Genomic DNA, 23,947 nt, shown 5'->3' with positions numbered 1-23,947 from the left:
GGCCCGGCTCAGTCGAGCGGGCGCAGCCGCCCGGCGATGGCGCCGCCGAGCGCGGTGATCGCCGCGATCCCGACGAGCACGAGCGCGGGCGCCCAGGACTGGTTGCCCGCGGCCTCGAGCGCCGCGAGCGAGAGGAACGGCATGAAGCCCGACAAGGCGCCGGCGATGTTGTAGCCGAGCGAGACGCCCGAGTAGCGCAGGGCGGCGGGGAACAGATCGGCGAGCGCCGAGCCGGTGCCCGCGTAGCCGACGGTCATCAGCACGATGCCGAGCACGATCGCGACGACGACGGCCGCGGGCGACCGCTGGTCGATGAGCCAGAAGATCGGGAACGCCGCGAGCGCGGTCGTCGCGCCGCCGAGCAGCACCATGAAGGCGGAGCCCCAGCGCACGGCGAGCTTGCCGGCGATCACGGTGACGAAGATCTGCGCGACGGAGGCGATGAGGGTCGCGTTCACCATGAGGCCCCGGTCGAGGCCGATGCCCGTGCCGTAGCTGATCGCGAACGTCGTGATCATGTAGAAGCCCCCGACGGCGAGGAACGCGCACATCACCGCGACCAGCAGGCGGCCGCCGGTGCGCCGGAACACCTCCACGGTGGGCACCTTCGCCCGGTCCTCCTGGGCGACGAGCTCGGCGAAGACGGGCGACTCCTCGAGCCGCATCCGCAGGTAGAGCGCGATGAGCAGCAGCGGGAAGGCGGCGAGGAACGGCAGCCGCCATCCCCACGCGTCGAACTCCTCGCTCGGCAGCAGCAGCACGAGCGCGAAGGCGCCGGAGGAGAGCAGCGTGCCCACGGGCGAGCCGATCTGCACGAGCGCCGCGTACCAGGCGCGGGTGCGCTTGGGGGCGTGCTCGACCGCGATCGTCATCGCCCCGCCCCACTCGCCGCCGACCGCGAGGCCCTGCACGAGCCGCAGCACCGCCAGCGCGATCGGCGCGGCGATGCCGACGGCGTCGAACGTCGGGAGCACGCCGATGAGGCCGGTGGCGACGCCGATCGCGACGATCGTGGTGAGCAGCGCCGGGCGGCGGCCGTAGCGGTCGCCGAGGTAGCCGAACAGGGCGGCGCCGATCGGCCGGGCGAGGAAGCCGACGCCGAAGGTGGCGAAGGCCGCGAGCGTCGCCGCGGTCGCGTCGAGCTCGGTGAAGAACAGGCGGTTGAAGACGAGTGCGGCGGCGGTGCCGAACAGGAAGTAGTCGTACCACTCGAGGGCGGTGCCGACGAAGGCGGCGCGGGTGACCCGCGCGGCGTCGCGCGGGTCGAGCTCGAACTCGTCGGCCTCGGCCGCGGCGCCGGGCTCGGAGGAGGTGGCGGTCATCGGGGGAATCCTTCCGGGAGAGTGTGCGAACGCCGCCGAACCGGAGGATGGTCCATTCGATCCTCGGGCGGATGCCTCGGCGGGTCGTGCGGGGACGTCCCCCTCAGTATCGGACCGGATGACTCGTCGCCACGAGGGTCGATCACTCCGCGTTCGACGGCGTATGGTGTGCACATGCACACCATCGCTGCGGATGGCCCGCCCGAGACCGCTCCCGATGCCGCGCTCCGCTCGCTCATGCTGGCGACCCTCGACGACATGGACGAGCTCATCGAGGGCTACCTCGGCCAGCTGCGCACCATCCCGGGCTACGGGCAGGTCGACATCCCCTCCGCCGATCTCGCCGACACGACGCGCGACGCGCTCGAGCTGATCCTCCGCAAGTCGAGCGGGCTCCCGCTCTCAGCCAGGCACGAGATCGTCTCGGAGGCCCTCGGCCGCCGCCGGGCGGCGCAGGGCGTTCCGCTCGAGGTGCTGCTGCAGGCGGTGCGCATGGTCTTCCGACTGCTCTGGACGACGCTGCACGAGCGGGCCGACGACGCCCAGCGGGCGGCGCTCGACCGCTCGGCCGTGCAGCTCTGGGAGGCCATCGAGTTCCACACGGTGCGCGTGCACGCGGGCTACCTGCACGAGGTCTCGCGGATGCGGCGCGACCGCGAGACCGAGCGGGCCGTGCTGCTCACGCGCTTCCTCGACGCGGGCCGCCGCAACCCCGCGCTCACCGCCCGGCTCGCGGCGGAGCTCGGGCTCGAGGCCGAGGGGCCGCTGCTCGTCGGCGCCGCCCCGCTCGCCGCGGAGGCCGAGCTGCGCCGCCTGGCCGGACCGACCACCCAGGTGCACGCGCGCAACGACTCGCTGCTCGTGCTCGAGCCCGGCGGACGAGGCGCGTTCGACTGGGCCGAGCGCGCGGGGTTCCCCGTCGGGGTCGGCACCGCCGCGCCGCGGCTCGACGCCGTGCCGGCCGCCTGGCGTATCGCGCACGAACTGCTGATGGCCGCGCCGCCGGATGCCTCGGGCCCGCGCACCCTCATCGAGGACTGGCCGGAGCTCGTCGTCCGGCGCCTGCCCGAGCTGTCGCAGAGCGTGCTCGGCACCGTCCGTCAGCGGCTCGCCCCGGTGAGCGGCGAGTCCCGCGAGCGCCTGCTCGAGACCGTCGAGCTGTACCTCCGCACCGGTTCCCTCGGCGGCACCGCCGAGCGGCTGTTCGTGCACCGCAACACCGTGCTGAAGCGCCTCGCCCGCTTCGCGGAGCTCACCGGGCTCGACCCGGCGCAGCCGTGGAATGCGGCGACGATCCGCCTCGTGCTCGCCGAGCGGGCCTCGCACCCGGCCGGCCCCCGCGAGTAGGGGCCAGCAGCCACCAGGCCGTCGAGACGATGAGCACGCCGAGCAGCGCGCCCGCGGCGACGTCGTGCGCGTAGTGCACCCCCTCGAGCACCCGGGCCGACGCCGCGACGACCGCGAGCGCGAGCGCGAGCCAGATCGCGACCCCGCGCCCGGCGGCCAGCGCGATCACGGTGGCCAGCGCGAAGGCGACCGTCGCGTGGTTCGAGGGGAACGACCAGTCCCCCGCCGGCGGGCAGTCCGCCGCGATCCCGCTCGACCAGCACGGCCGGCCCTGCGCGACGAGCAGCTTGATCCCCTCGCTCGCGCCGTAGGCGAGCGGCACGGCGGCGCTCGCGAGCGCGAACCGCCACAGCCGACGGCGGTCCCGCCCGCGCAGCACTCGGATCGCGACGAGCAGCCACAGCCCGCCCAGCAGCCCGAGCGCGACGAGCGTCAGGGCGCCGATTCCCGGCAGCGCCGCCGCCTGGGCGACCGCCTCGTGCAGCCGCCCCGGCAGGCTGCCCGGCACGACGGGCATGAGCAGGAACGCCGCGGCGAGCGCGAGCAGCAGGGCGGCGGGCAGGAGGAGCGGATGGCGGAACGACATGGACCTCGACCGTACGTGCACGGGCGGGCGGCGTCATCCGCCTCGAGTCGGCCCCCGCGTCATCCGCTCGACCGACCTCACGGGTGGTACTCGCTGCGGAACACGTCGTTCAAGGTGACCGTGGTGAGCCCGCGCTCGACGACGATTCGGTGCAGCTGCGGGAAGACGTTGGTCACGGGGGCGAAGTTCAGATGCCCGATCACGAGGTGCTGCGGCAGGAACCACTGCCCCGCGAGGTCGACGATCTGCTGCTCGGAGACCAGCCCGGAGTCGGCGAGCGAGCCGTACCAGAGCGTCGGCGTCGTGTACCCGATCGAGGCGGCCGCGGCGATCACCCGCTCGTCGTAGTAGCCGAACGGCGGCCGGTAGAACGGGCGCGCATCGACCCCGAAGGTCTCGCCGAGGAAGTCGTGCGTGCGCGTCAGCTCGTCGACGATGCCCACCTCGTCGAGCGAAGTGAGGTCGGGGTGGCTCCACGTGTGGTTCGCGAGCTGCACCTGCCCGGCGTCGACGAGCGGGCGGAGCGCGTCGGCGTTGCGCGCCCACGAGTCGTAGCAGCCCGTGACGAAGAGGGTGAGCCGCACGCCCGTCGCGGCCGCGAAGGCGGCGTACGCCGCGACCACGGCGGAGTCGGTGCCGTCGTCGGCGGTCCAGGCGAGGAGCGTCCCCTCGCCGGGCAGGCCGGTGATCGGCTCGGACGGCGCGTCGATCCGTTCGAGCATCGGCGCCGCCTGGCGCGTGTCGACGTGCACGGCGCCCGGGACCGCGCTCGGCGCAGGACGCGGCGGCGGGCCGCTCGGAGTGCTGGGGGCGGCGGCGGGCGGCGCGGGGCGCTCCTTCGCGCACGCGGCGAGCGCGCCGCTCACGAGCGCGGCGGCGCCGAAGCCGAGGACGGCGCGGCGGGACGCCCCGCCCGACTCCGCTGCCACGCGCATGCCCACTCCCCCCGGGTGAACGGCCGACGCCCTGCTCGCGGCGATCCTCGCACGGCGATGCCGTGCCGCCGGGCCCTGGCGCGGCATCCCCCCGCGTTCTGGGGGTGCGCGCCGGACCACGGATGCCGGTCGGATCGGCCCGTTTCGGCGGCGCAGCGGCCGCTGAGTAGGCTGCCCGGATGAGCCACGCGCACGACGACGCCCACCCGCACGACGAGGCGCACGCCTTCGACGGGGCCTACTGGGAGGCGCACTGGGTCGAGGCCGCGCCGGACGGGGCGGCACCGCCGAACCCGCACCTCGCCGAGCTCGCCGGGCTCGCGCCGGGCACCGCACTCGAGGCCGGCTGCGGCGAGGGCGGCGAGGCCATCGCGCTCGCCGAGCTCGGCTGGCGGGTCACGGCGGCGGATGTCTCGGCCGAGGCGCTCGCGCGAGCTCGCCGCCGCCCCGGCGCCGACGCCGTGGAGTGGCGTCAGGCCGACCTCGGCAGCTGGGCGCCCGCCGAGCCGTTCGATCTCGTGACGACGTTCTACGCGCACCCCGCGATGCCGCAGCTCGACTTCTACGCGCGCATCGCGGAGTGGGTCGCGCCCGGCGGCACGCTCCTGATCGTCGGGCATCAGCACGATCACGGTCATCCCGAGCAGGCCAGCGCGAGCGCCGAGGCCGTCGTCGCTCGGCTCGCCGCCGACGAGTGGACCGTTGCGTCCGCGTTCGAGCGCCCCCGCCGCGCGGTGGCGCCCGGCGGGCGCGAGATCGAGCTGCACGACGTCGTGGTCCGCGCGGTGCGGTCCCCGGGCACCGTCGTCTGAGCCGGCGCCTGCCCGCAGCAGCGGAGCAGCATCGACCGCGGAGCGGCCCCCTACGCTGGACGGATGATCGAGTCGGAGAAGCCCCGGTCCGCCGCCCCCGCCGTCGCCTCGCTCTCGAGCGGGGCCGTCCGCGGCCGCGAGGAGGCCGGCATCCGCCGCTTCCTCGGCATCCCCTACGCGGAGCCGCCCGTCGGCGCCCGCCGCTTCGCGGCCCCCGAGCCGGTCGCGCCCTGGGCGGGCGTGCGCGAGGCCGAGCGGTTCGGCCCGACCGCGCCGCAGTCGCCCTACCGGAGCGCCCTCGGCGAGCTGCTCAGCTGCCCGGTGATCGAGGGCGACGAGGTGCTCACCGTCAACGTCTGGACCGCGGCCGTCGCCGCCGCGACCCCGGCGCCGGTCGTGCTCTGGCTGCACGGCGGGGCCCTCGAGCGCGGCGCCGCGGCTCAGCCCGGGTACGACGGCACGAGCTTCGCCCGTGACGGGGTCGTCTTCGTCTCGGCGAACTACCGCCTCGGCGCCGAGGGCTTCAGCGTGCTCGACGGCGCACCCCGGAACCTCGGGCTGCTCGACGCGGCCCTCGCGCTCGAGTGGGTGCACCGCGAGGTCGCGGCGTTCGGCGGCGACCCGGCCCGCATCACGATCATGGGCGAATCGGCGGGCGGCGCGCTCGTCGCCGCCCTGCTCGCGCGCCCGGCATCCCGCGCCCTCGTGGCCGGCGCGATCATCCAGTCGGGACCGCTCGAGGCGGTCGCGCCTGAGCGGGCGCGACGCGCCTCCGACGCGATCGCGGAGCGACTCGGCATCCCCGCGACCCGTGAGGCGTTCTCCGCGGTGCCGCCCGCAGAGCTGCTGCGGGCCCGCTCGGAGATCGCGGCCGGCTCCTCTCCCCTGAACGGCGCGCCGGGCTTCGCGCTCGCGATCGACCCGCACACCCTGCCCGCCTCGCCCGTCGACGCGCTCGCCGACGCCGAGCTGCCGATCCTCATCGGCACGAACACCGACGAGTACCGGCTGTGGCTGAGCCCGGAGGCCCTCGGCGAGATCGGCCGGATGAAGGCCTGGCTCGCCCGGCGGGTCATGCGCATCCCCGAGCGCGCGGCGCGGGCAGTGCGCCGCGCGTACCCCGACGCCTCGCCGGGCGAGGTGCTCGGCCAACTCGTCACCGACCGGATGCTTCGCGCCCCCGCCACCCGCCTCGCACAGTCCAGGATCGCGCCGACCTTCGTCTACGAGTTCGCCTGGCCGAGCCCGGTCCGCGAGCTGCGCGCGGCGCACGCGATCGAGATCGCCTTCGCGTTCGATCGGCTCGACGACGAGGACGCGCTGCGCCTGAGCGGGACGGATGCCCCGGCCGCCCTCGCCCGCGAGATGCACGCCGCCTGGGTCGCCTTCATCGCGACGGGCGACCCCGGCTGGCCGGCGTTCACCGACGGGCGGATGACTCGCGTCTGGGACGAGCGCTCGCAGACGGTGCCGCAGCGCCGGGCCGAGGTGGTCGACGCGCTGGGATAGTGGCGGCCTCGTCGAGTTGAGCGGCGATCGCGGCGAGCAGCCCGGCGAGCCGGACCCCGTAGCCGCGCGCAAGGGCGGCGAGCACCTCGCTCGATGCCTCCTTGCGCCCGCGCTCGAGTTCGGAGAGGTACTGACTGCTGACCCCGGCGCGGGCTGCCGCCTCGGCCAGGCTCTCGCCGCGACCCGCGCGGCGGCGACGCAGCTCGGCGCCGAGCGCTGCCCGCCAGAGCGGTTCGCGTTCGCCGAGCACGGCGATGCGCACCTGCGGCCCGCTCACGCCGCCCGCTCGCGCACCGCTCGCTCGCGCGCAACGGAGAGCGCATCGAGCCGATGCCCGATCTCACGCTGCACCGCCGGGCTCGCGTACTGGAAGACGAGCTCGGCGAGCGTCTGCCCACGCGTCCACCGTGTGGCCGCGCGCATCGCCTCGACCACGCCGGGGCGGTGCGCCTCGAGCAGCTGCTCCACGAGGTCGAGCGCCTCGGGATCGTCGGCGAGCTGTGCGAGCGACGAGTCGAGGCCGACGGTGCCGGGCCGTACCGGGTCGGGGGCCGAGCAGGTCCAACGGTGCCGCCCGGCGCCGACCACCCGCGGGGCGCCCGCCGGTGCGCCGGGCAGCGCGAGTTCGGCCTCGACCCCGAGCGGGATCGTGGCGGTGACGACGACGAGCCCGCCGTCGCGGCGCCAGCCGAGCTCGATGCGACCGAAGGGGCTCTCGAACGCGACCGCGGCATCGTCGATCCCGGGCAACGGGTGCGGGGCGAGCCGCACCCGCTGATGACCGGGCTCGAGGATCGTGAGCCCGGCGAGCTCGCGATGCATCCAATCGGCGACGGCGCCGAGCGCATAGTGGTTGAAGCTCGTCATGTCGCCGGGGTTGATCGTGCCGTCGGGCAGCATCGAGTCCCAACGCTCCCAGATCGTCGTCGCGCCCATCGTCACCGGGTAGAGCCACGAGGGGCATGCAGTCTGCAGCAGCAGCCGCGCCGCGGCCGCCTCGTGGCCGGTGGCGGTCAGTGCGTCGAGGACGAGGGGCGTGCCGACGAACCCGGTCGCGATGCGGTAGCCGTTCTCACGGACGAGCTCGGCGAGGCGGGAGCCGGCCGCCGCCCGGAGCGCGCCGGGGACGAGGTCGAAGGCGAGTCCGAGGGCGTATGCGGTCGGAGTGTCCGAGAGCATGCGGCCGGCCGGGGTGACGTACTCACGAACGAAGGCCCCGCGGACCTCCTCGGCGATGCCGTCGTAGTCGTCCGCATCCCCGTCCCGACCGAGCAGCCGCGCCGCCCGGGCGAGCAGTCGGACCGAGCGGGCCAGGCAGGCCGTGGCCACGAGCCCGGTCGCCGTCATGGCCTGCCCGGGGCGCTCGGGCGGTGCCGTCGGGTCGAGCCAGTCTCCGAACTGGAAGTCGCCCTCCCAGACCCGAGCTGGGCCGGCGAGCCGAAGGCAGAGCTCGACCCAGGCCCGGGCGCTCGGGTACTGGCGCTCCAGCGTGGCGAGGTCGCCGAAGCGGCGCTGCAGTTCGTCGGGCACCACGACCGCGGCGTCGCCCCACGCCGCAGCCGGGCGGGCCAAGCCGATGACGTTCGGCACGACGAACGGCACGAGCCCATCGTCGTCCTGCTCGAGCGCGAGATCGCGGAGCCAGGAGTCGAGGAAGCCGCGCACGTCGTAGAGGAAGCCGGCGGTCGGCGCGAAGACCTGGATGTCCCCGGTCCAGCCGAGACGCTCGTCGCGCTGCGGGCAATCGGTCGGCACGGACAGGAAGTTTCCGCGCAGGCTCCACACCACGTTGTCGTGCAGCCGCTGCAGGAGGGGGTGCGAGGTCTCGAACCACCCGGTGCGCTCGAGCTCGCTGTGCACCACGACCGCGACGACGTCACCGGGCCGGAGCTCGCCCGGCCACCCCGAGACCTCGGCATAGCGGAAGCCGTGGAACGTGAACTCGGGCTCCCACTCCTCCTCGCCGCTGCCGGCGAGGGTGTAGCGATCCGTCGCACTCGCCCGGCGCAACGGTCGGGTGCCGAGCCGCCCGTCTTCGAGCACCTCGGCGTGCCGCAGGGTCACGGTGGTGCCCTCGGGCCCGGACACCCGGATGCGCAGGCGCCCCACGAGGTTCTGCCCGAAGTCGAGGATGGTCGCCCCGTCCTCGCCCGGGAGCTGGGCGACCGGGGCGAGCTGCTCGATCCGCCGCACGGGCGGCGAGATCCGGGCACCGGGCACCGCCTCGGCGGGCAGCACGCGCGCTCCGGGCCATCCGGTGTCGTCGTAGCCCGGGTCGGCGCAGTCGCGACCGGCGGCGTCGACGAGCGCCTTGCGGGCGTCGAAGCGCTCACCCGCGTACAGACCGCTGTCGAGGAGCGGGCCGGTCGCGGCCCGCCACTCACCGCTCGTCGCGATCCACCGGCTCGTGCCGTCGGCGAACTCCAGCAGGAGCTGGGCGGCCGCCCTGGGCTGGCCGCCGTAGCGGGGCTGCGCGTTCTGCCGGAAGCCGAAGTGCTCGGTCGCCCAGGCGCCGGCGAGCCGGATGCTCAGGCAGTTCGCGCCCGGCCGCACGAGCGAGGTGACGTCGGTGGTGTCGTGCACCGTGCGCGTCGCGAACGGGGTCCACCCCGGCTTCAGCACCTGATCGTCGACGTCGACGCCGTTCACCGCGAGCTGGGCGACGCCGACGGCGCTCGCGTACAGCGTCGCTCTCACGACGGCGCCGCAGTCGAACTCGTGGCGGAGCACGACGGGCTGGGCGTGCCGCTCGGGAGCCGGGTGCCCGATCCACGCGGCGATCCACTCCCCCGCGCCGAGGAATCCGGCCACGACCGCGACCGGCTCGCTCCAGTCGCCCGTCGCCCCGTCCTCGCCCGCGACCCGCACGCGCAGCCGGCCGCGATCCCGGGGCGCGAGCGGCGCGAAGGGCCACGCGACGCCGAGCCGCCCCTCGCCCTCGACCCTGGCCATGGCTGTCGTCGTCGCGCTGCCGAGCTCCCAGCTGAGTTCGGCGAACCCCTGCCGCCACGCCGGATCGTCGGCCTCGACCCGCCAGCCGAGACGAGGTTCCGCGACGGGAACGGGATCGCCCGGGCGGGGCGATTCGAGGTCGATGCGGACGACCCGGGCTCCGGCCCGCCCGCTCACCGGGTCGCCTCCGACGACGCCGCCGCGACCTCTGGGTCCACGGCGCCCTCCTCGTCGATCACCCGCGTGGCCGCTCGCCCCCGACGGAACACGAGCCACGCGCAGCCGAGGCCGAGCACGTTGAAGAGGGTGAGCAGCGCGTACATGAGGGTGACGCCGGACTCCAGGATGAGCGGCGTGATCACGGCGAGTCCGGCCGCGGCGAAGCGGCCGACCGCGATGATCGCGCCCTGCGCGGTGGAGCGGAGCAGCGTCGGGAAGGACTCCTGCGTCCAGACCTTCATGATTCCCTCGAAGGCGAACGCGCCGCCGAGCGCGGCGAGCAGCGCGCTCACCGCGTAGCTCACGAGGTCGAGCCCGACGATCACGACCAGCAGCTTCGAGGCGATCATCAGCACGGCACCGATCTGGAAGTAGCGGAAGCGATTCGGGCCGTCGGCGATCTTCATGAACCAGAGGTAGCCGAGCACGGCGATCGGCACCATCGGCAGGGCGATCAGCGCGGCCTGGCCGACCGTCGCGCCGCCGTAGGTGACCACGATGTAGGTGCCGAACTGGCCGCTCGTGTTGGCGACGAGGTTCGTGAGCCCGTAGAAGGCCAGCAGCGCGAGGAACGGCACGAGGTACGGCGGGCGCAGCAGGTCGCGCACCCGCGCGCGGTCGGCGCGGATGGTCGCGACGCCGGCGCGACGCTCCGCGCGGGCCGCCTGCCAGCTCGGCGACTCCGGGATGGTCAGCCGGCCGAGCAGCACGAGCACGGCGACGAGCCCGATGTGCGCGAAGAGCACCTGGGCGCCGGCGCGCCCCCAGTCCCCGACGATGCTCGCCAGCACGGTGTTCACGACGATGCCGACGATCCACAGCAGGTTCGAGAAGCCGAGCAGTCGGCCGCGGTTGCGGTCGCTGGCCGCCTCGGCGATCGTCGAGAGCGAGACCGGCAGATCGGCGCCGGTGCCGAGGCCGAGAAGCACGGCCCCGAGGACGACCGCCGTGAACGAGGGTGCGACGAGCAGCGCCGCGACGGCGACGATGATCAGCACCATCGTCGCGGTGAAGACCGGCCGGCGCCCGAAGCGGTCGCCGAGGCGGCCGCCGACGAGCGCGCCGAACGCGATCGAGAGGGTGAGCGCGCCGGCCGCGACGCCGACCTCCCACTGCTCGAGGCCGAGGTCGCGCTGGAGGATGACGAGCGAGGTGCTGAAGCCGGTGATGGCGGCCGAGTCGATGTAGGACGCCATACCGGAGACGACGGCGACCCACCAGGGGCGGGAGTGCAGCGGACGGGTGGGCATTGCTTCTCCTTCGAAGCCGAGGGGGACCTGGTGCGACCACGGTACCGCATGATTGTCGTGACGACAATCATTTGGGAGACGCCTCGACCTCGCTCCGGCCCGTCGCAGGCCGTCCGGACTGCGCGGCGTCAGCCGCCGGGACGCGGATCCCAGCGCGACGAGGACTCCTGCCACGGCACGCCGGCCACCCGCTGGATCTCCCCCTCGACGCGGTGATCGAGGTCGCGCACGAGGCGGATCAGCAGATCCTCGAACCGCTCCCGCTCGGCGACGCTCCACTCGGCGAGCGCCCCCGCGAAGTCCTCCTCGCTCGCGGCGACGATCCGCGCGGCGACCGCCCGGCCGTCCCGGGTCAGCGCGATCATGGTCTCGCGCCCGTCGTCGGGGTTCACCATCCGCCCGACGAGGCCCGCCTCCTCCAACCGCCGCACGACCTTCGAGAGGTTCGAGCGCCCGGTATGCACGGCGTCGGCGAGCTCGGTGGGACGCGTCGCACCGCGGTAGGCGAGCTGGTTGACGACGAGGAACGCGAGCATGTCACCCTCGAGCGGGAAGCGCGAACGGCGCAGCAGGTCTTCCCGGCGCGAGCCGGAGGCCGCCCACGTGACGATCGCCTGCATCGCGGCGCGGGCATCGAGTCCGTCACCGCCGACGACGGCCCGCCGGAGCTCGGGGTCGGAATCCAGCAGCACGGCATCGACAGGGGGACGGGACATGCGGCCATTCTCCCGGTCCGGGGGCCCGGACTCCATTCGCCGTGTCCGACAGACCGCCGGCCCGCCGCCTACTCGGGGACGCGGTAGGCGTACAGGTGGTTGTTCCTCGTGTCGCGCGTCGCGTTCCTGAGGAAGATCGGGAGCATGACGTCGCGCACGGCCGTCGCGAAGCGGGAGCTCCCGCCCTGCTTCTGCCGGCCGAGCTTGCGCGCGTAGGCGACGACGGCTTCGACCCGGGGCCGGCGCAGTCGCTCGTACTCGGCGAAGGCGGTGCCGGGGTCGGCCTCGCGGCGCAGACAGCCCGCGAGCGTCGCCGCGTCTTCGAGCGCAAGGGAGGCGCCCTGGCCGGCGTTCGGCGAGGTGGCGTGCACGGCGTCGCCGACGGCCACGACGCGGCCCCGGTGCCAGCGCGGCACGTGGGCGAGGTCGAAGATGCCGTAGGCCCCGATCTCGCCCTCCACGTGGTCGAGGATGCGCGGAACCGGATCGGGGTCGCCCGAGTGCGCCGCGCGCAGCTCGTCGAGCCAGGCGGATGCCGGCACGTCCCGCAGCGCGGATCGGTCCCCTTCGGGCCGGCTCGGGTTGGCGAACCAGTACACCGTGCCGCCGTCGCGGACGAGGTAGCCGAAGAATCCGCGGTCGCCGAACACCATGTGCTGGCGGAGCGGGGTCGGCTGGAGACCCGGCACGCGCGCGAAGCCGCCGACGCTGAGGATGCCGGTGTACGCCGGCTCCGGTGCGCCGGGATCGATCCAGCGCCGGGTGACGGAGCCGATGCCGTCGCAGCCGATGAGCACGTCGCCACTCGCGCTCGAGCCGTCGGCGAAGCGGGCCGTGACGCGGCCGGGCGACTCCTCGATGCCGTCGAGACGGGCATTCCAGGTGATCGGGATGCCCGCGGCCTCGACCGCGTCGCGCAGCACCTGGTGCAGCCAGGCCCGGCGGACGACGACCGAGCCGCGCTCGGGTGCGCCGGCCGGCCCGTTCGGGACCGTGCCGAGCTTGCGGCCCCGGCCGCTCCACATCTCGAGGTAGGGGCTGAGGTGCCCGTCGGCGACGAGCCGATCGCGCAGCCCGAGCGCCTCGAGCACGGCGAGCCCGTTGCTCGCGACGTTCAGGAACAGTCCGCCGTAGGCCTCGGGCTCGCCGCGGGATTCGAACAGCCGCACGTCCCAGCCGGCCCGGTGCAGGAACAGCGCGGTCGCGGGCCCGGCGACTCCGCCGCCGATGATGAGCGCCTCTGGCATGGCTCGCCCTTCGCTAGATTGGAGGTGAACAGAGTCTCGAAGTTCGAGTCTCTCTATTTTAGAGAGGTTATCAGGTGGCCGACTCCCCTTCAAGCCGCGCGAGCGCCATCGCCGAGCACGCCGAGGCGATGCGATCCTTCATGGCGCACGCCGTGCTGTTCCAGGACGCCGTCGCGCGCTCCGCCGGGCTCAACGGCACCGACCTGCAGGCGCTGGGTCTGCTCCTGAGCGACGGTCCGGCCACCCCGGGCGAGCTCGCGCAGCGCACCGGCCTCACCGCCGGCGGGGCGATCACCACCATGCTCGACCGACTCGAGCGGGGCGGCTTCGTCACCCGGAGCCGGGACGCGGCAGATCGTCGACGCGTGCTCGTGTCCGCCGTCCCCGAGGCCGTCTTCGCCGAGGTCGGCCCCGTCTACGGCGCCGTCGCGTCGCGCTGGAACGAGTACCTCGACACGCTCAGCGAGGAGCAGATCCGCTTCGCCACCGAGTTCCTCGCGCGCGCCGCCGCCTTCAACCGCGACGAGACCGAACGCCTGCGCCGAGCGCCCCGCGAACGCAGCTGACCCGCGCGACGGCGACACGGCGCCGCGCTTGCTCCGGCCGAGACATCCTCGCTATGGTGCTTTGGATACTGAATCCAATGGAGGAATCAGCCCATGACGCCTGACGCCGGATCGCGCTCGCAGCTCACCAGACGCGGCATGCTCGCGGGGGCGGCCGCCCTCGGCGCGGGCTCCCTCACCCTCGGCGCGGCACCCGCCTCGGCGTCGCCCCTGCGGGCGCCGAACCACCGCACCCGGGTCGTGCTCGCGGGCACCGCCGGCGGACCGCCGCCCCAGGACGGCCGGCTCGGCATCTGCACCGCGATCGTCGTGGAGGACCGGGTCTACCTCGTCGACCTCGGCCCCGGAGCGGTCACCGCGTACGCCCAGGCCGGCCTCACGATGGAGCAGATCCGAGCGGTCTTCGTGACCCACCTGCACTCCGACCACCTCGCGGAGGTCTACAACCTCTTCTGGCTGAACTACGGCGCCCCGGGCGCGCGCGGCGCCATCTCGCAGCGCGTCGACGTCTACGGCCCCGGCCCCGCCGGCGAAGTCCCGCAGGCGCCCGGCGCACCCGTGCAGCAGCCGGACGCGCCAACCCCCGGGCTCACCGACTTCCTGCGCACCGCGGTCGCGGCGACCGCCTACGACCTGAACACGCGGATGGCGGAGAGCCGCAAGCCCGACATCTGGAACGTGATCGCCCCGCACGACCTCGAGCTGCCCGACGTCGGCGCGAGCACGACGAACCGCGTGCCGGTGATGGAGCCGTTCCAGGTCCTCGACGACGGCGTCGTGCGCGTCAGCGCCATCCTCGTCGACCACCCGCCCGTCTTCCCCTCCTTCGCGTACCGCTTCGACACCGCCGACGGCTCGGTCGTCGTGAGCGGCGACACCGCCCCCTCGGACAACCTCGTGCGGCTCGCGCAGGGCGCCGACGTGCTCGTGCACGAGGCGTACGACCACGACTACTTCGCCGCGATCAACCCCCGCCTCGCCGAGACCTTCTCGCGCACGCACACGCGGTCCGAGCAGCTCGGCGAGCTCGCGACGCGGGCCGGCGTCGGCACACTCGTGCTGAGCCATCTCGTGCCCGCCGGCATCCGCGAGGTGCGCGACGCCGTCTGGAAGCGCAAGGCGCGCACCGGCTTCCGCGGCGACGTCGTCGTCGGCCGCGACGGCGACGCGATCGGGGTCGGCCGTCAGCGGAAGTAGGGATCTGCGAGAGCGGAACGGCCGTGCGGTCCCGGCCGCCCTTGCTAGCGTCGCAGGATGGACGGACTCCTCGAACCCGTGCTCGCCCACCTCGATCGCGCTGAGCCGGGTGAGTTCGCCGGCGTCTACCTGTACGGCTCGTCCGTGTCGGGCGGCCTGAGGCCCGACAGCGACATCGACCTCCTGGTGCTCACCCGGCGGTCGCTGACCGCGACCGAGCGCGAGGAGCTGACTCGCGTGCTGCTCGACTCCTCCGGCTGGTCGGGGCACGCCGAGACGTTCCCCGAGGCGGCGGAGGGGCGCTCGCTCGAGCTCACCTGCGTGGTGATCGGGGCGGATGGCCGCTGGCCCGAGCCAGCGGTGCACGACTACCAGTTCGGCGAATGGCTGCGCGCCGACATCCTGGCCGGCTCGGTGCCGCAGCCGACTGACGACCCCGACGTGCCGATCCTGCTCGCGACCGCGCAGACCGCGCACCGCGTGCTGCGCGGCGCGCCGCTCGCCGAGGTCGTCCAGCCTGTGCCGGTGTCCGCGCTCACCGAGGCGATGCTCGGGATCATCCCCGACATCCTCGAGGAGATCGTCGGCGACGAGCGCAACACGCTGCTCGCCTTCGCGCGCATCGTCACGACCCTGCGCACCGGGGGCGACATCGTGCCGAAGGATGTCGCGGCCACCGCCGTGGCCGCGACGCTGCCGCCCGCCGAGCGGGCGCTCATGGAGCGCGCGCGGGACGGCTACCTCGGCGTCGCGGCCGACGACTGGACTGGACTCGGCGAGGAGGTCACCGAGCTCTCGCACACGCTCGCGCGGCAAGCCGAGGAGCTCGCCGGCCGCGCCGCTACGCCAGAACGCGGGTGAGCAGCACGTAGCCCTCCGGCACCGCCGCCTCGAGCGCGGCGTTCGCCGTCGCGTAGTCGGGGCCCTCCGCCTCGATCGCTTCGACCCGGTCCGGCCGGATGACCCCCTTCGCGGTGGTCACGCCCTCCTTCATGGAGAAGTGGGCCTGCACGAGCACGTGCCCGGCCGGAACGAGCGCGAGGAGCGCGTCGTACGCGGATCCGCGATCGTGCCCCTCGGCGACGAGTTCCGTCGTGGCGGTGGGGCGGATGGTTCCGGTGAGGCGCATGCTTCGAGCCTAGAGCCGTGCGCGCCGACGAGGAACGCGACGCCCGCGCACATCGAAGTGCTTGTGTCTACCCGGTTGCGGGGGCGTAGGAGCCTCGTAACCTGGCCGAGGTGAAAGCCACGATCATCGCCACCAACCCGAACGACGAAGAACAACGCACCTTCGAGGCCGAGGCGCCCGACCAGGCGACGGCCGAAGCTGCAGCGCGAGCGAAAGCGCCGAAAGGCTGGGTGACCGCGAGCGCCGGGCAGTCGCCGCCGCGAACGTAGGGCCAGCGCGCCATCGCGGTCGACCGTCGGCGAGACGCCGGCTGCACGACTGCTCCTTCGACGACGGCGTCGACGAGCCGGTCCGCGCCGACGGCGAGCACCGACTGGCGGGGCCCGGCCAGCGGTACCCTGGCGGATGGCGCGGAACGGAGGAGCAGTGCGGGAGGTCTCTCGTGGCGGCATCGCCCTCTCCGTCGCGCTCGGACTCGTCGCCGGCTACGTCGACGCGGTCGGGTTCATCGAGACGGGCGGGCTGTTCGTCTCCTTCATGAGCGGGAACTCGACGCAGGCCGGGGTCGAGCTCTGGGACGTGGGACTCGCCGACGCCCTGCTGCCCCTGGGGCTCGTCGCCGCCTTCGTCGTCGGCGTCGCCCTCGGCGGCGCACTGGGCGCGCACGGCACGAGGCGCGCCTGGATCATCGCCGCGGCCGCCGCAGCCGTCGCGGCGACCGCCGTGCTCGGGCTCATCGCGCCGGACGCCGGGTGGAGGTTCGGCCTCCTCGCCGCCGCGATGGGTGCGCTCAACACCCTGTACCTCGCCGAAGGTCGTGCCCGTGTCGCGATCACCTACGCGACCGGCACGCTCGTGAGCCTGGGCCTCGCACTCGCGGCGCTCGCGACCGGTCGGTCGCGGACAGCGTGGCGGCGCCCCCTTCTGCTGTGGGGCTCACTGGCCGGCGGCGCCGTCATCGGCGCGGCCGTGCACCGTGCGACGGGCGGCTTCGCCCTCGTTCCCGCGGCGGCGGGGCTCGTCGCGATCGCGGTCCTCATCGCGGTCGTGCAGGCTCGACGGGGCGGCAGCGCCTAGGACCGGGAGCGTCGGACGAGCCCGACCGTCAACGAGACCGCCGCGATCGCAGCGGTCAGCAGCCCCGACCCGGCGAACAGCACGATCCCGTTCAGGCCCAGATCGGGTCGGCTGGACGGGACCATGCCGGTGAGCAGGAACCCGAGCATCGTCGCCGCGACGACGGCTCCCGCCGTGATCCCCGTCACCCGCCATCTCGCGGCGACCACGACGGCGGCGGCAGTGAGCAGCGCGGCGAGGAGCACCCCGGGGACGGCCATCCCATCGGAGAGATATGTCGCCGTCACCCAGCCGGCGAGGAGCATCAGCAGCGGCGCGAGCACGATGCCGGCCAGGATCTGCCACCCGGCCGCGATGCCACGCGCCTCAGCAGAAACGGAGTCTGCCCTGTCCATTTTCGCATCCTAGCCGCGGCCGGCGGCGCTGCACAGGCCCAGGCCCCGCCGCGCACGACGAGGGGGCGGATGCCGAAGCATCCGCCCCCTCGTTCGCGAGAAGCCTGGGGCTTAGAAGTCCCAGTCCTCGTCCTCGGTGTTGACCGCCTTGCCGATGACGTACGACGAGCCCGACCCGCTGAAGAAGTCGTGGTTCTCGTCGGCGTTCGGCGACAGCGCCGAGAGGATCGCCGGGTTCACGTCGGTGACCGACTTGGGGAACATCGGCTCGTAGCCGAGGTTCATGAGGGCCTTGTTGGCGTTGTAGTGCAGGAACTTCTTGACGTCCTCGGTGAGGCCGACGCCGTCGTAGAGGTCCTGCGTGTACTGCACCTCGTTGTCGTAGAGCTCGTAGAGCAGCGAGAAGGTGTAGTCCTTGATGTCCTCGCGCTCGGCCTCGCTCACGAGCTCCAGCCCGCGCTGGAACTTGTAGCCGATGTAGTAGCCGTGCACGGCCTCGTCGCGGATGATGAGGCGGATCAGGTCGGCCGTGTTGGTGAGCTTCGCCCGGCTCGACCAGTACATCGGCAGGTAGAAGCCGGAGTAGAACAGGAAGCTCTCGAGCAGGGTCGAGGCGACCTTGCGCTTGAGGGGCGAGTCGCCGCGGTAGTACTCCATCACGATGGAGGCCTTCTTCTGCAGGTTCTCGTTCTCGACCGACCAGCGGAACGCGTCGTCGATCTCCTTCGTCGAGCAGAGCGTCGAGAAGATCGAGGAGTAGCTCTTCGCGTGCACCGACTCCATGAAGGCGATGTTGGTGTACACGGCCTCCTCGTGCGGAGTCAGCGAGTCGGGGATGAGCGAGACCGCGCCGACGGTGCCCTGGATCGTGTCGAGCAGGGTGAGGCCGGTGAAGACGCGCATCGTGAGCTGCTGCTCCTCGGGCGTCAGCGTGTTCCACGACTGGATGTCGTTCGACAGCGGCACCTTCTCGGGCAGCCAGAAGTTGTTCACCAGGCGGTTCCAGACCTCGAGGTCCTTGTCGTCCTGGATCTTGTTCCAGTTGATCGCGTTGACGTGGTCGACGAGCTTGATCTTGCCGGCGTGCGCCGGGTCGTTCTTCGCGGAGTTGACCGGGTCGGTGAGAGTCATCGGTGGGGGTCCTTCGTTCCAGCCGTTAGAGCGTGCAGCTCACGCACATGTCGAGCTCGGTGCCCTCGAGGGCCATCTGCCGCAGGCGGATGTAGTAGATGGTCTTGATGCCCTTCTTCCACGCGTAGATCTGCGCCTTGTTGATGTCGCGGGTCGTCGCGGTGTCCTTGAAGAAGAGGGTGAGCGAGAGGCCCTGGTCGACGTGCTGCGTCGCCGCGGCGTAGGTGTCGATGACCTTCTCGTAGCCGATCTCGTAGGCGTCCTGGTAGTACTCCAGGTTGTCGTTCGTCATGAAGGCGGCCGGGTAGTACACACGCCCGAGCTTGCCCTCCTTGCGGATCTCGATCTTCGAGGCGATCGGGTGGATCGACGCCGTCGAGTTGTTGATGTACGAGATCGAGCCGGTCGGCGGCACCGCCTGCAGGTTCTGGTTGTAGATGCCGTGCTCCTGGATCGAGGCCTTGAGCTCGCGCCAGTCGTCCTGCGTGGGGATGTGCACGTTCGAGTCGGCGAACAGGCCCGCCACCTTCTCGGTCGCCGGCACCCACTCCTGCTCGGTGTACTTGTCGAAGAACTCGCCCGAGGCGTACTTCGAGTCGGCGAAGCCGTCGAACACCTCGCCGCGCTCGATCGCGATCTTGTTCGAGGCGCGCAGCGCGTGGAACAGCACCGTGTAGAAGTAGATGTTCGTGAAGTCGACGCCCTCTTCGGACCCGTAGAAGACGCGCTCGCGGGCGAGGTAGCCGTGCAGGTTCATCTGGCCGAGGCCGATGGCGTGCGACTTGTCGTTGCCGTCCTCGATGGAGCGCACCGAGGTGATGTGGCTCTGGTTGGACACCGAGGTGAGACCGCGGATGGCCGTCTCGACGGTCTTGCCGAAGTCGGGCGAGTCCATCGTGAGCGCGATGTTCAGCGAGCCGAGGTTGCAGCTGATGTCCTTGCCGATGACGTCGTAGGAGAGGTCCTCGTGGTAGGTCGTCGGGGTGTTGACCTGCAGGATCTCGCTGCAGAGGTTCGACATGTTGATGCGGCCCTTGATCGGGTTCGCCTTGTTCACCGTGTCCTCGAACACGATGTAGGGGTAGCCCGACTCGAACTGGATCTCGGCGAGGGTCTGGAAGAACTCGCGCGCGTTGATCTTGGTCTTCTTGATGCGCGCGTCGTTCACCATGTCGCGGTAGTTCTCGGTGAGCGGCACGTCGCCGAAGGGCTTGCCGTAGACCTTCTCGACGTCGTACGGCGAGAAGAGATACATGTCCTCGTTGTTCTTCGCGAGCTCGAAGGTGATGTCGGGCACGACGACGCCGAGGGAGAGCGTCTTGATGCGGATCTTCTCGTCGGCGTTCTCGCGCTTGGTGTCGAGGAAGCGCATGATGTCGGGGTGGTGCGCCGAGAGGTACACCGCGCCGGCGCCCTGACGCGCGCCGAGCTGGTTCGCGTAGCTGAAGCTGTCTTCCAGCAGCTTCATCACGGGGATGATGCCGGAGGACTGGTTCTCGATCTGCTTGATCGGCGCACCCGACTCGCGGATGTTCGAGAGCAGCAGGGCGACGCCGCCGCCGCGCTTCGAGAGCTGCAGCGCCGAGTTGATGCCGCGGGCGATGGACTCCATGTTGTCCTCGATGCGGAGGAGGAAGCAGGAGACGAGCTCGCCGCGCTGGGCCTTGCCCGTGTTGAGGAAGGTCGGCGTGGCCGGCTGGAAGCGGCCGGCGATGATCTCCTCGACGAGGTCGATGGCGAGCTGCTCGTCGCCGCGGGCGAGCCCGAGCGCGGTCATCACGACGCGGTCCTCGAAGCGCTCGAGGTAGCGCTTGCCGTCGAAGGTCTTCAGCGTGTAGCTCGTGTAGTACTTGAACGCGCCGAGGAAGGTCTCGAAGCGGAACTTCTTCGAGTAGGCGAGGTCGTTGAGCTTCTGGATGAACTCGAACGAGTACTGGTCGAGCACGGCCTGCTCGTAGTACTCCTTCTCGACCAGGTAGTCGAGCCGCTCCTTCAGCGAGTGGAAGAAGACGGTGTTCTGGTTGACGTGCTGCAGGAAGTACTCGCGCGCCGCCTCGCGGTCCTTCTCGAACTGGATCTCGCCGTTCGGACCGTAGAGGTTCAGCATGGCGTTGAGGGAGTGGTAGTCCATTCCGCTCGACCCCCGGGGCGCCTCGATCAGAGCTACGCCGTCAGTCGTTGCTGCTGTGCTTGCCAAAATGCGTCCAATCCCTCGTCGACGGCGCGAACGTCGTCTGGTGTTCCGAATACTTCAAATCGATAGAGATGCGGCACGGCGCACTTGGCGGCGATGATGTCGCCGGCGAGGCAGTAGCCGGTGCCGAAATTGGTGTTGCCGGCGCCGATGACGCCGCGGATGAGCGCCCGGTTCGCCGGGTCGTTGAGAAAGCGGATGACCTGCTTCGGGACGGCGCCATTGCCGTCGCCTCCGCCGTAGGTCGGCACGACGAGCACGAACGGCTCGTCGGCGTGGAGCGGCTCATCGCGGGCGTACAGCGGGATGCGGTCGGCCGGACGGCCGAGCTTCTCCATGAAGCGCTGCGTGTTGCCCGAGACGCTCGAGAAGTAGACCAGGTTCGTCATGTTCCCTCCCTCACGTCGTGCACGGCCGGATCTCGTGGAGCTCACCGACCGCCATGACTACGCGAGGCGGGCGGCCAGCTCGTCGATCTTGTCGGGGCGGAAGCCCGACCAGTGGCCGTCGTCGGTGATGACGACCGGGGCCTGCAGGTAGCCGAGCTCTTTCACCTGCGCGAGCGCCTGCTCGTCGACAGAGAGGTCGAGCACTTCGTACTCGATGCCCTTGCTGTCGAGGGCGCGATACGTCGCGTTGCACTGCACGCAGGAAGGCTTGGTGTAGACCGTGACCGTCATGATTTCCCCTCGTTCTCGAGCCCCTCGGGGAGCTCGCCCCCGGTTCGTAGCTGGTGTCTTCGATACTACATCTTGTGTTCACCCAGCGGGGCGGCCACAACATGCTGTAGTTACATTCGTGTAGTTATCCACGGGGTTATCCACGGGATTTCCCCAGCCCGGCCGCCCCGGATTCGGCGGAAATCCGCCCTTCCGGGCCCTGTTATCCACAACGCTCACGACCCAGGAAAAAGTCCTTGTGGACAGTCACCCCGGCGTGTCGCGGCGTGTTGCCGAGCCCCAATACCTTGGGGCCCTCGCCGGGCCGACCCCTACATCTGGTGTTGTGGGATCAGCTTCCCACCGACCACCGACATTCCGGCCTCGACACGCGCCACCAGGGCTGCACGTCCGTGCAGGCGGGACGGCCGGGCGCCCAGCAGCGCGACGCCGAGCAGCGCGAGCGAGACGAGGGCCGGCACCGGGGCGAAGCCCACGACGAGGGCGGTGCCGACGCCGAGCACCCCGGCCGGCACGGCGAGCCAGGCCGGCACGCGCGGCAGCTCGCCGGCGAGCGCGCGCGCCCGCGGCATCCGCCCCGTCCCGTCGTCGCCGTCGCGACCGGAACTGCGCGAGCCGCGCTCCCAGCGGGCGAAGGCGCGCACGGCGAGCGCCGTCACCGCCGCTGCGCCCAGCAGCCAGAGCGGCCGCGTCGCCCACCACTCGGCGCTGAGCGGTTCGGGCAGCACGAGCCCGAAGCTCGCGTTCGCGGCGAGCAGGCCGGCCGCGAGCAGCACGAAGGCCGGCAGGTGCCAGAGGTACATCGTCATCCCCCACTCGCCGAAGCTCGCGACGACGCGGGCCGGGCCGCGGCGCTCCGCCCAGCGGCCGAGGGGGCGCCGCACGAGCGAGAAGAGGGCGAGCTGCGCGGTGCCGAGCAGCACGAGGCAGATCGTGGGCGGGTTGAGGTTCTGCAGCAGGTCCGGCGTGTACGGGCCGGAGAGGGTGATCGCGAGCAGCCCGCCGAGCGCGCAGCCCGCGAGCCGCAGGCGCGCGACCACCGGCATCCGGTCGACCGTCCCGTCGGCGAGCAGGAAGCCGAGCTGCTGCATCGCGAGCCACACGAAGGCGAGGTTCAGGAAGCCGAGCGCCTCGACGCCGGTGGCGAAGCGCAGCGCATCCACTGCGACGACCGCGCCGACGAGCGCGCCGATCGTCACGCCCGGCCGCCACTCGTGCAGGCGCACCATGAGCGGCACGAGCGCCGAGGCGCCGAGGTAGACGGCGAGGAACCAGAGCGGCTGACCGATCCGGAACGAGGCCGTCTGCACGATGTCGGCCGGCACCCCGGCCGCGGCGAGCCCGGCGAGCGCGAGCCCCACGACGGCGACGAGCGGCACGGCGGGGCGCACGAGCCGGATGATCCGGTCGCGCACGAAGCCCGCCGCGTCGACGCCGCGGGCCCGGCGGCGCTGCCACGCGGTCCAGCCGGAGAAGCCGCCGATGAGGAAGAAGAGGGGCATGATCTGCACGACCCAGGTGGCGGGGGCGAGGTACTCCCAGCCCTCGAGCGCGTTCTCGAGCACCGGGCCGCCGGGGCCGACGCTCACGCCGACCATCATCGCGTGCAGCAGGAACACGACGGCGAGGCATCCGGCCCTGGCCGCGTCGATCGCCGTGTCCCGCGCCGGCTTCGTGCCCGCCGCGGCGCGCCCTGCGGCGCTCGCCTGGATCGTCGCGTCCATCGGGATCCCCTCCGCCGGCGGTCCCTCCCCCGGCTCCCGCAGGCTATGGACGCGGCACCGGCCGGGGCATCACCCGGTGGAACGGTTCGTGCCCCCTACCTCGGTAGGGGGCACGGGGCGGCGGATGGCCCGATAGGCGGATGCCTCGGGGCGCGCGCGCTCCGCGCGCCGAGCCGCTCAGCGGGCGGGCGAGACGAGGCCGGTGTCGTACGCGAAGACGACCGCGTGCACCCGGTCGCGGAGCCCGAGCTTCTGCAGGATCTTGCTCACGTGCGTCTTCACCGTCTGCTCGGCGATGAAGAGCTCGGCGGCGATCTCCTGGTTCGAGCGGCCTCGGGCGATGCGCACGAGCACCTCCCGTTCGCGCTCGGTGAGCGCCGAGAGCAGGTGCTCGTCGACGGGGCGCGCGGGCGCCTGCTTCGCCACGTCCTCGATGAGGCGGCGGGTCACGCTCGGCGCGAGCAGCGCCTCCCCCGCCGCGATCACCCGCACCGCGCGGGCGACCTCGTCGGGCAGCGCGTCCTTCAGCAGGAAGCCGCTCGCCCCGGCGCGCAGCGCCTGGTACACGTACTCGTCGATGTCGAAGGTCGTGAGCATGAGCACCCGCGGGACGTAGTCGCTCGAGCGCGGCGGGGTCTGCAGGGCGCGGGTGGCCTCGATGCCGTTCGTGCCGGGCATCCGCACGTCCATGACGATCACGTCGGGCCGCAGCTCGTGCGCGAGCCGCACCGCCTCAGCACCGTCGGAGGCCTGGCCGACGACCTCGATGCCGGGCTGCGCGTCGAGCACGGCGGCGAAGCCGGCGCGCACCATGGCCTGGTCGTCGGCGACGAGCACGGTGATGGTCATCCGGCGGTTCCTCCAGGGCTGGCCTCGGCGATCACGGGCAGCACGGCGGCCACCCGGAAGCCGCCCGACTCGGTCGGCCCCGTCTCGATCGTGCCACCGACGAGCCGCGC

Annotated in this window: 24 protein-coding genes; 8 read left to right on the top strand and 16 right to left on the bottom strand. The window is 72.4% G+C overall.

Annotated features, from left to right (window positions below; translation table 11 throughout):
• Positions 1-8: 8 nt before the first annotated feature.
• Entirely contained in the window at positions 9-1,322 is a 1,314-nt protein-coding gene (locus IEY71_RS13025; RefSeq protein WP_189085741.1) for an MFS transporter, read from the bottom strand.
• 174 nt (positions 1,323-1,496) lie between these two features.
• Between IEY71_RS13025 and IEY71_RS13020 the strand changes: the two genes are divergently transcribed.
• Positions 1,497-2,669 carry a PucR family transcriptional regulator gene (locus tag IEY71_RS13020; protein ID WP_189085740.1) on the top strand — a complete coding sequence of 391 codons (1,173 nt, stop codon included), beginning with the start codon at positions 1,497-1,499 and terminating at the stop codon, positions 2,667-2,669.
• Here IEY71_RS13020 and IEY71_RS13015 read toward each other — a convergent pair.
• Positions 2,575-3,255 (bottom strand): phosphatase PAP2 family protein, encoded by a 681-nt coding sequence (locus IEY71_RS13015; protein WP_189085739.1) that lies wholly within the window; start codon positions 3,253-3,255, stop codon positions 2,575-2,577. The genes IEY71_RS13020 and IEY71_RS13015 overlap by 95 nt on opposite strands.
• Before the next feature lie 77 nt (positions 3,256-3,332).
• A complete protein-coding gene (locus tag IEY71_RS13010; RefSeq protein ID WP_229781729.1) occupies positions 3,333-4,190 on the bottom strand; it encodes a polysaccharide deacetylase family protein in 858 nt (285 codons plus the stop codon).
• Positions 4,191-4,369: 179 nt separating this feature from the next.
• Between IEY71_RS13010 and IEY71_RS13005 the strand changes: the two genes are divergently transcribed.
• Positions 4,370-5,002, top strand: a complete 633-nt coding sequence (locus IEY71_RS13005) for a class I SAM-dependent methyltransferase (RefSeq protein WP_189085737.1) — start codon at positions 4,370-4,372, stop codon at positions 5,000-5,002.
• A gap of 63 nt (positions 5,003-5,065) precedes the next feature.
• Entirely contained in the window at positions 5,066-6,511 is a 1,446-nt protein-coding gene (locus IEY71_RS13000) for a carboxylesterase/lipase family protein (RefSeq protein ID WP_189085736.1), read from the top strand.
• Here IEY71_RS13000 and IEY71_RS12995 read toward each other — a convergent pair.
• The 5 genes from IEY71_RS12995 to IEY71_RS12975 all read right to left on the bottom strand — a co-directional run bounded on the left by IEY71_RS12995 (position 6,423) and on the right by IEY71_RS12975 (position 12,895).
• Complete coding sequence (locus tag IEY71_RS12995) at positions 6,423-6,761, bottom strand: helix-turn-helix domain-containing protein (protein ID WP_229781756.1); 339 nt, start codon at positions 6,759-6,761, stop codon at positions 6,423-6,425. The two genes, IEY71_RS13000 and IEY71_RS12995, sit on opposite strands and share 89 nt — an antisense overlap.
• A gap of 23 nt (positions 6,762-6,784) precedes the next feature.
• Positions 6,785-9,640, bottom strand: a complete 2,856-nt coding sequence (locus IEY71_RS12990) for an alpha-L-rhamnosidase (protein ID WP_189085735.1) — start codon at positions 9,638-9,640, stop codon at positions 6,785-6,787.
• On the bottom strand, positions 9,637-10,932 hold the full coding sequence (locus IEY71_RS12985) for an MFS transporter (protein WP_229781728.1): 1,296 nt from the start codon (positions 10,930-10,932) through the stop codon (positions 9,637-9,639). The genes IEY71_RS12990 and IEY71_RS12985 overlap by 4 nt, the downstream gene beginning before the upstream one ends.
• Before the next feature lie 128 nt (positions 10,933-11,060).
• Complete coding sequence (locus IEY71_RS12980) at positions 11,061-11,648, bottom strand: MarR family winged helix-turn-helix transcriptional regulator (protein WP_189085734.1); 588 nt, start codon at positions 11,646-11,648, stop codon at positions 11,061-11,063.
• Between the two features lie 68 nt (positions 11,649-11,716).
• Complete coding sequence (locus IEY71_RS12975) at positions 11,717-12,895, bottom strand: FAD-dependent oxidoreductase (protein WP_189085733.1); 1,179 nt, start codon at positions 12,893-12,895, stop codon at positions 11,717-11,719.
• Between the two features lie 74 nt (positions 12,896-12,969).
• On the opposite strand from IEY71_RS12975, the gene IEY71_RS18405 reads away from it, so the two are divergent.
• The 3 genes from IEY71_RS18405 (at position 12,970) to IEY71_RS12960 (ending at position 15,519) form a co-directional block, all read left to right on the top strand.
• Complete coding sequence (locus tag IEY71_RS18405; protein ID WP_229781727.1) at positions 12,970-13,461, top strand: MarR family winged helix-turn-helix transcriptional regulator; 492 nt, start codon at positions 12,970-12,972, stop codon at positions 13,459-13,461.
• A gap of 93 nt (positions 13,462-13,554) precedes the next feature.
• Positions 13,555-14,658 carry an MBL fold metallo-hydrolase gene (locus IEY71_RS12965; protein WP_189085732.1) on the top strand — a complete coding sequence of 368 codons (1,104 nt, stop codon included), beginning with the start codon at positions 13,555-13,557 and terminating at the stop codon, positions 14,656-14,658.
• A 57-nt stretch (positions 14,659-14,715) separates the two neighbouring features.
• Positions 14,716-15,519: an aminoglycoside adenylyltransferase domain-containing protein gene (locus tag IEY71_RS12960; RefSeq protein ID WP_189085731.1), complete on the top strand. Its 804-nt coding sequence runs from the start codon at positions 14,716-14,718 to the stop codon at positions 15,517-15,519.
• On the opposite strand, the gene IEY71_RS12955 is transcribed toward IEY71_RS12960, so the two are convergent.
• Positions 15,500-15,787 (bottom strand): hypothetical protein, encoded by a 288-nt coding sequence (locus IEY71_RS12955; RefSeq protein ID WP_189085998.1) that lies wholly within the window; start codon positions 15,785-15,787, stop codon positions 15,500-15,502. The two genes, IEY71_RS12960 and IEY71_RS12955, sit on opposite strands and share 20 nt — an antisense overlap.
• Positions 15,788-15,897: 110 nt before the next feature.
• Between IEY71_RS12955 and IEY71_RS12950 the strand changes: the two genes are divergently transcribed.
• The gene (locus IEY71_RS12950) at positions 15,898-16,056 is read left to right on the top strand and encodes a hypothetical protein (protein WP_189085730.1); all 159 of its coding nucleotides are present in this window, start codon (positions 15,898-15,900) and stop codon (positions 16,054-16,056) included.
• A gap of 157 nt (positions 16,057-16,213) precedes the next feature.
• Entirely contained in the window at positions 16,214-16,864 is a 651-nt protein-coding gene (locus tag IEY71_RS12945; protein ID WP_189085729.1) for a YoaK family protein, read from the top strand.
• Here IEY71_RS12945 and IEY71_RS12940 read toward each other — a convergent pair.
• From IEY71_RS12940 to IEY71_RS12910, 7 genes are all read right to left on the bottom strand, one after another.
• Positions 16,861-17,259 carry a hypothetical protein gene (locus IEY71_RS12940; protein ID WP_189085728.1) on the bottom strand — a complete coding sequence of 133 codons (399 nt, stop codon included), beginning with the start codon at positions 17,257-17,259 and terminating at the stop codon, positions 16,861-16,863. The genes IEY71_RS12945 and IEY71_RS12940 overlap by 4 nt on opposite strands.
• Before the next feature lie 111 nt (positions 17,260-17,370).
• Positions 17,371-18,390, bottom strand: a complete 1,020-nt coding sequence (gene nrdF / locus IEY71_RS12935; protein ID WP_189085727.1) for a class 1b ribonucleoside-diphosphate reductase subunit beta — start codon at positions 18,388-18,390, stop codon at positions 17,371-17,373.
• Between the two features lie 25 nt (positions 18,391-18,415).
• Positions 18,416-20,521, bottom strand: a complete 2,106-nt coding sequence (nrdE, locus tag IEY71_RS12930) for a class 1b ribonucleoside-diphosphate reductase subunit alpha (RefSeq protein WP_189085726.1) — start codon at positions 20,519-20,521, stop codon at positions 18,416-18,418.
• A 32-nt stretch (positions 20,522-20,553) separates the two neighbouring features.
• Positions 20,554-20,973: a class Ib ribonucleoside-diphosphate reductase assembly flavoprotein NrdI gene (nrdI, locus tag IEY71_RS12925; protein ID WP_189085725.1), complete on the bottom strand. Its 420-nt coding sequence runs from the start codon at positions 20,971-20,973 to the stop codon at positions 20,554-20,556.
• Between the two features lie 57 nt (positions 20,974-21,030).
• Positions 21,031-21,264, bottom strand: a complete 234-nt coding sequence (gene nrdH / locus IEY71_RS12920) for a glutaredoxin-like protein NrdH (RefSeq protein ID WP_189085724.1) — start codon at positions 21,262-21,264, stop codon at positions 21,031-21,033.
• A 311-nt stretch (positions 21,265-21,575) separates the two neighbouring features.
• Positions 21,576-22,988: an acyltransferase family protein gene (locus tag IEY71_RS12915; protein ID WP_189085723.1), complete on the bottom strand. Its 1,413-nt coding sequence runs from the start codon at positions 22,986-22,988 to the stop codon at positions 21,576-21,578.
• A gap of 177 nt (positions 22,989-23,165) precedes the next feature.
• On the bottom strand, positions 23,166-23,837 hold the full coding sequence (locus IEY71_RS12910) for a response regulator (RefSeq protein ID WP_189085722.1): 672 nt from the start codon (positions 23,835-23,837) through the stop codon (positions 23,166-23,168).
• Positions 23,838-23,947 lie beyond the last annotated feature (110 nt).

The sequence above is a fragment of the Agromyces mediolanus genome (genome assembly GCF_014648575.1).
In the GTDB taxonomy this organism is placed as follows: domain Bacteria; phylum Actinomycetota; class Actinomycetes; order Actinomycetales; family Microbacteriaceae; genus Agromyces; species Agromyces mediolanus.
This window is presented reverse-complemented; position numbering and strand designations above follow the sequence as displayed.

Bases quoted from the DNA above. Each gene is read 5' to 3' on its own strand.
- IEY71_RS13005 (WP_189085737.1), top strand. From the start codon at position 4,370: ATGAGCCACGCGCACGACGACGCCCACCCGCACGACGAGGCGCACGCC.
- nrdH (WP_189085724.1), bottom strand. From the start codon at position 21,264: ATGACGGTCACGGTCTACACCAAGCCTTCCTGCGTGCAGTGCAACGCG.
- IEY71_RS13010 (WP_229781729.1), bottom strand. From the start codon at position 4,190: ATGCGCGTGGCAGCGGAGTCGGGCGGGGCGTCCCGCCGCGCCGTCCTC.
- IEY71_RS12910 (WP_189085722.1), bottom strand. From the start codon at position 23,837: ATGACCATCACCGTGCTCGTCGCCGACGACCAGGCCATGGTGCGCGCC.
- IEY71_RS13025 (WP_189085741.1), bottom strand. From the start codon at position 1,322: ATGACCGCCACCTCCTCCGAGCCCGGCGCCGCGGCCGAGGCCGACGAG.
- IEY71_RS13015 (WP_189085739.1), bottom strand. From the start codon at position 3,255: ATGTCGTTCCGCCATCCGCTCCTCCTGCCCGCCGCCCTGCTGCTCGCG.
- IEY71_RS12965 (WP_189085732.1), top strand. From the start codon at position 13,555: ATGACGCCTGACGCCGGATCGCGCTCGCAGCTCACCAGACGCGGCATG.
- nrdE (WP_189085726.1), bottom strand. From the start codon at position 20,521: ATGGACTACCACTCCCTCAACGCCATGCTGAACCTCTACGGTCCGAAC.
- IEY71_RS12940 (WP_189085728.1), bottom strand. From the start codon at position 17,259: ATGGACAGGGCAGACTCCGTTTCTGCTGAGGCGCGTGGCATCGCGGCC.
- IEY71_RS12915 (WP_189085723.1), bottom strand. From the start codon at position 22,988: ATGGACGCGACGATCCAGGCGAGCGCCGCAGGGCGCGCCGCGGCGGGC.
- IEY71_RS13020 (WP_189085740.1), top strand. From the start codon at position 1,497: ATGCACACCATCGCTGCGGATGGCCCGCCCGAGACCGCTCCCGATGCC.
- nrdF (WP_189085727.1), bottom strand. From the start codon at position 18,390: ATGACTCTCACCGACCCGGTCAACTCCGCGAAGAACGACCCGGCGCAC.
- IEY71_RS13000 (WP_189085736.1), top strand. From the start codon at position 5,066: ATGATCGAGTCGGAGAAGCCCCGGTCCGCCGCCCCCGCCGTCGCCTCG.
- IEY71_RS12955 (WP_189085998.1), bottom strand. From the start codon at position 15,787: ATGCGCCTCACCGGAACCATCCGCCCCACCGCCACGACGGAACTCGTC.
- IEY71_RS12985 (WP_229781728.1), bottom strand. From the start codon at position 10,932: ATGCCCACCCGTCCGCTGCACTCCCGCCCCTGGTGGGTCGCCGTCGTC.
- IEY71_RS12975 (WP_189085733.1), bottom strand. From the start codon at position 12,895: ATGCCAGAGGCGCTCATCATCGGCGGCGGAGTCGCCGGGCCCGCGACC.
- IEY71_RS12960 (WP_189085731.1), top strand. From the start codon at position 14,716: ATGGACGGACTCCTCGAACCCGTGCTCGCCCACCTCGATCGCGCTGAG.
- IEY71_RS12980 (WP_189085734.1), bottom strand. From the start codon at position 11,648: ATGTCCCGTCCCCCTGTCGATGCCGTGCTGCTGGATTCCGACCCCGAG.
- nrdI (WP_189085725.1), bottom strand. From the start codon at position 20,973: ATGACGAACCTGGTCTACTTCTCGAGCGTCTCGGGCAACACGCAGCGC.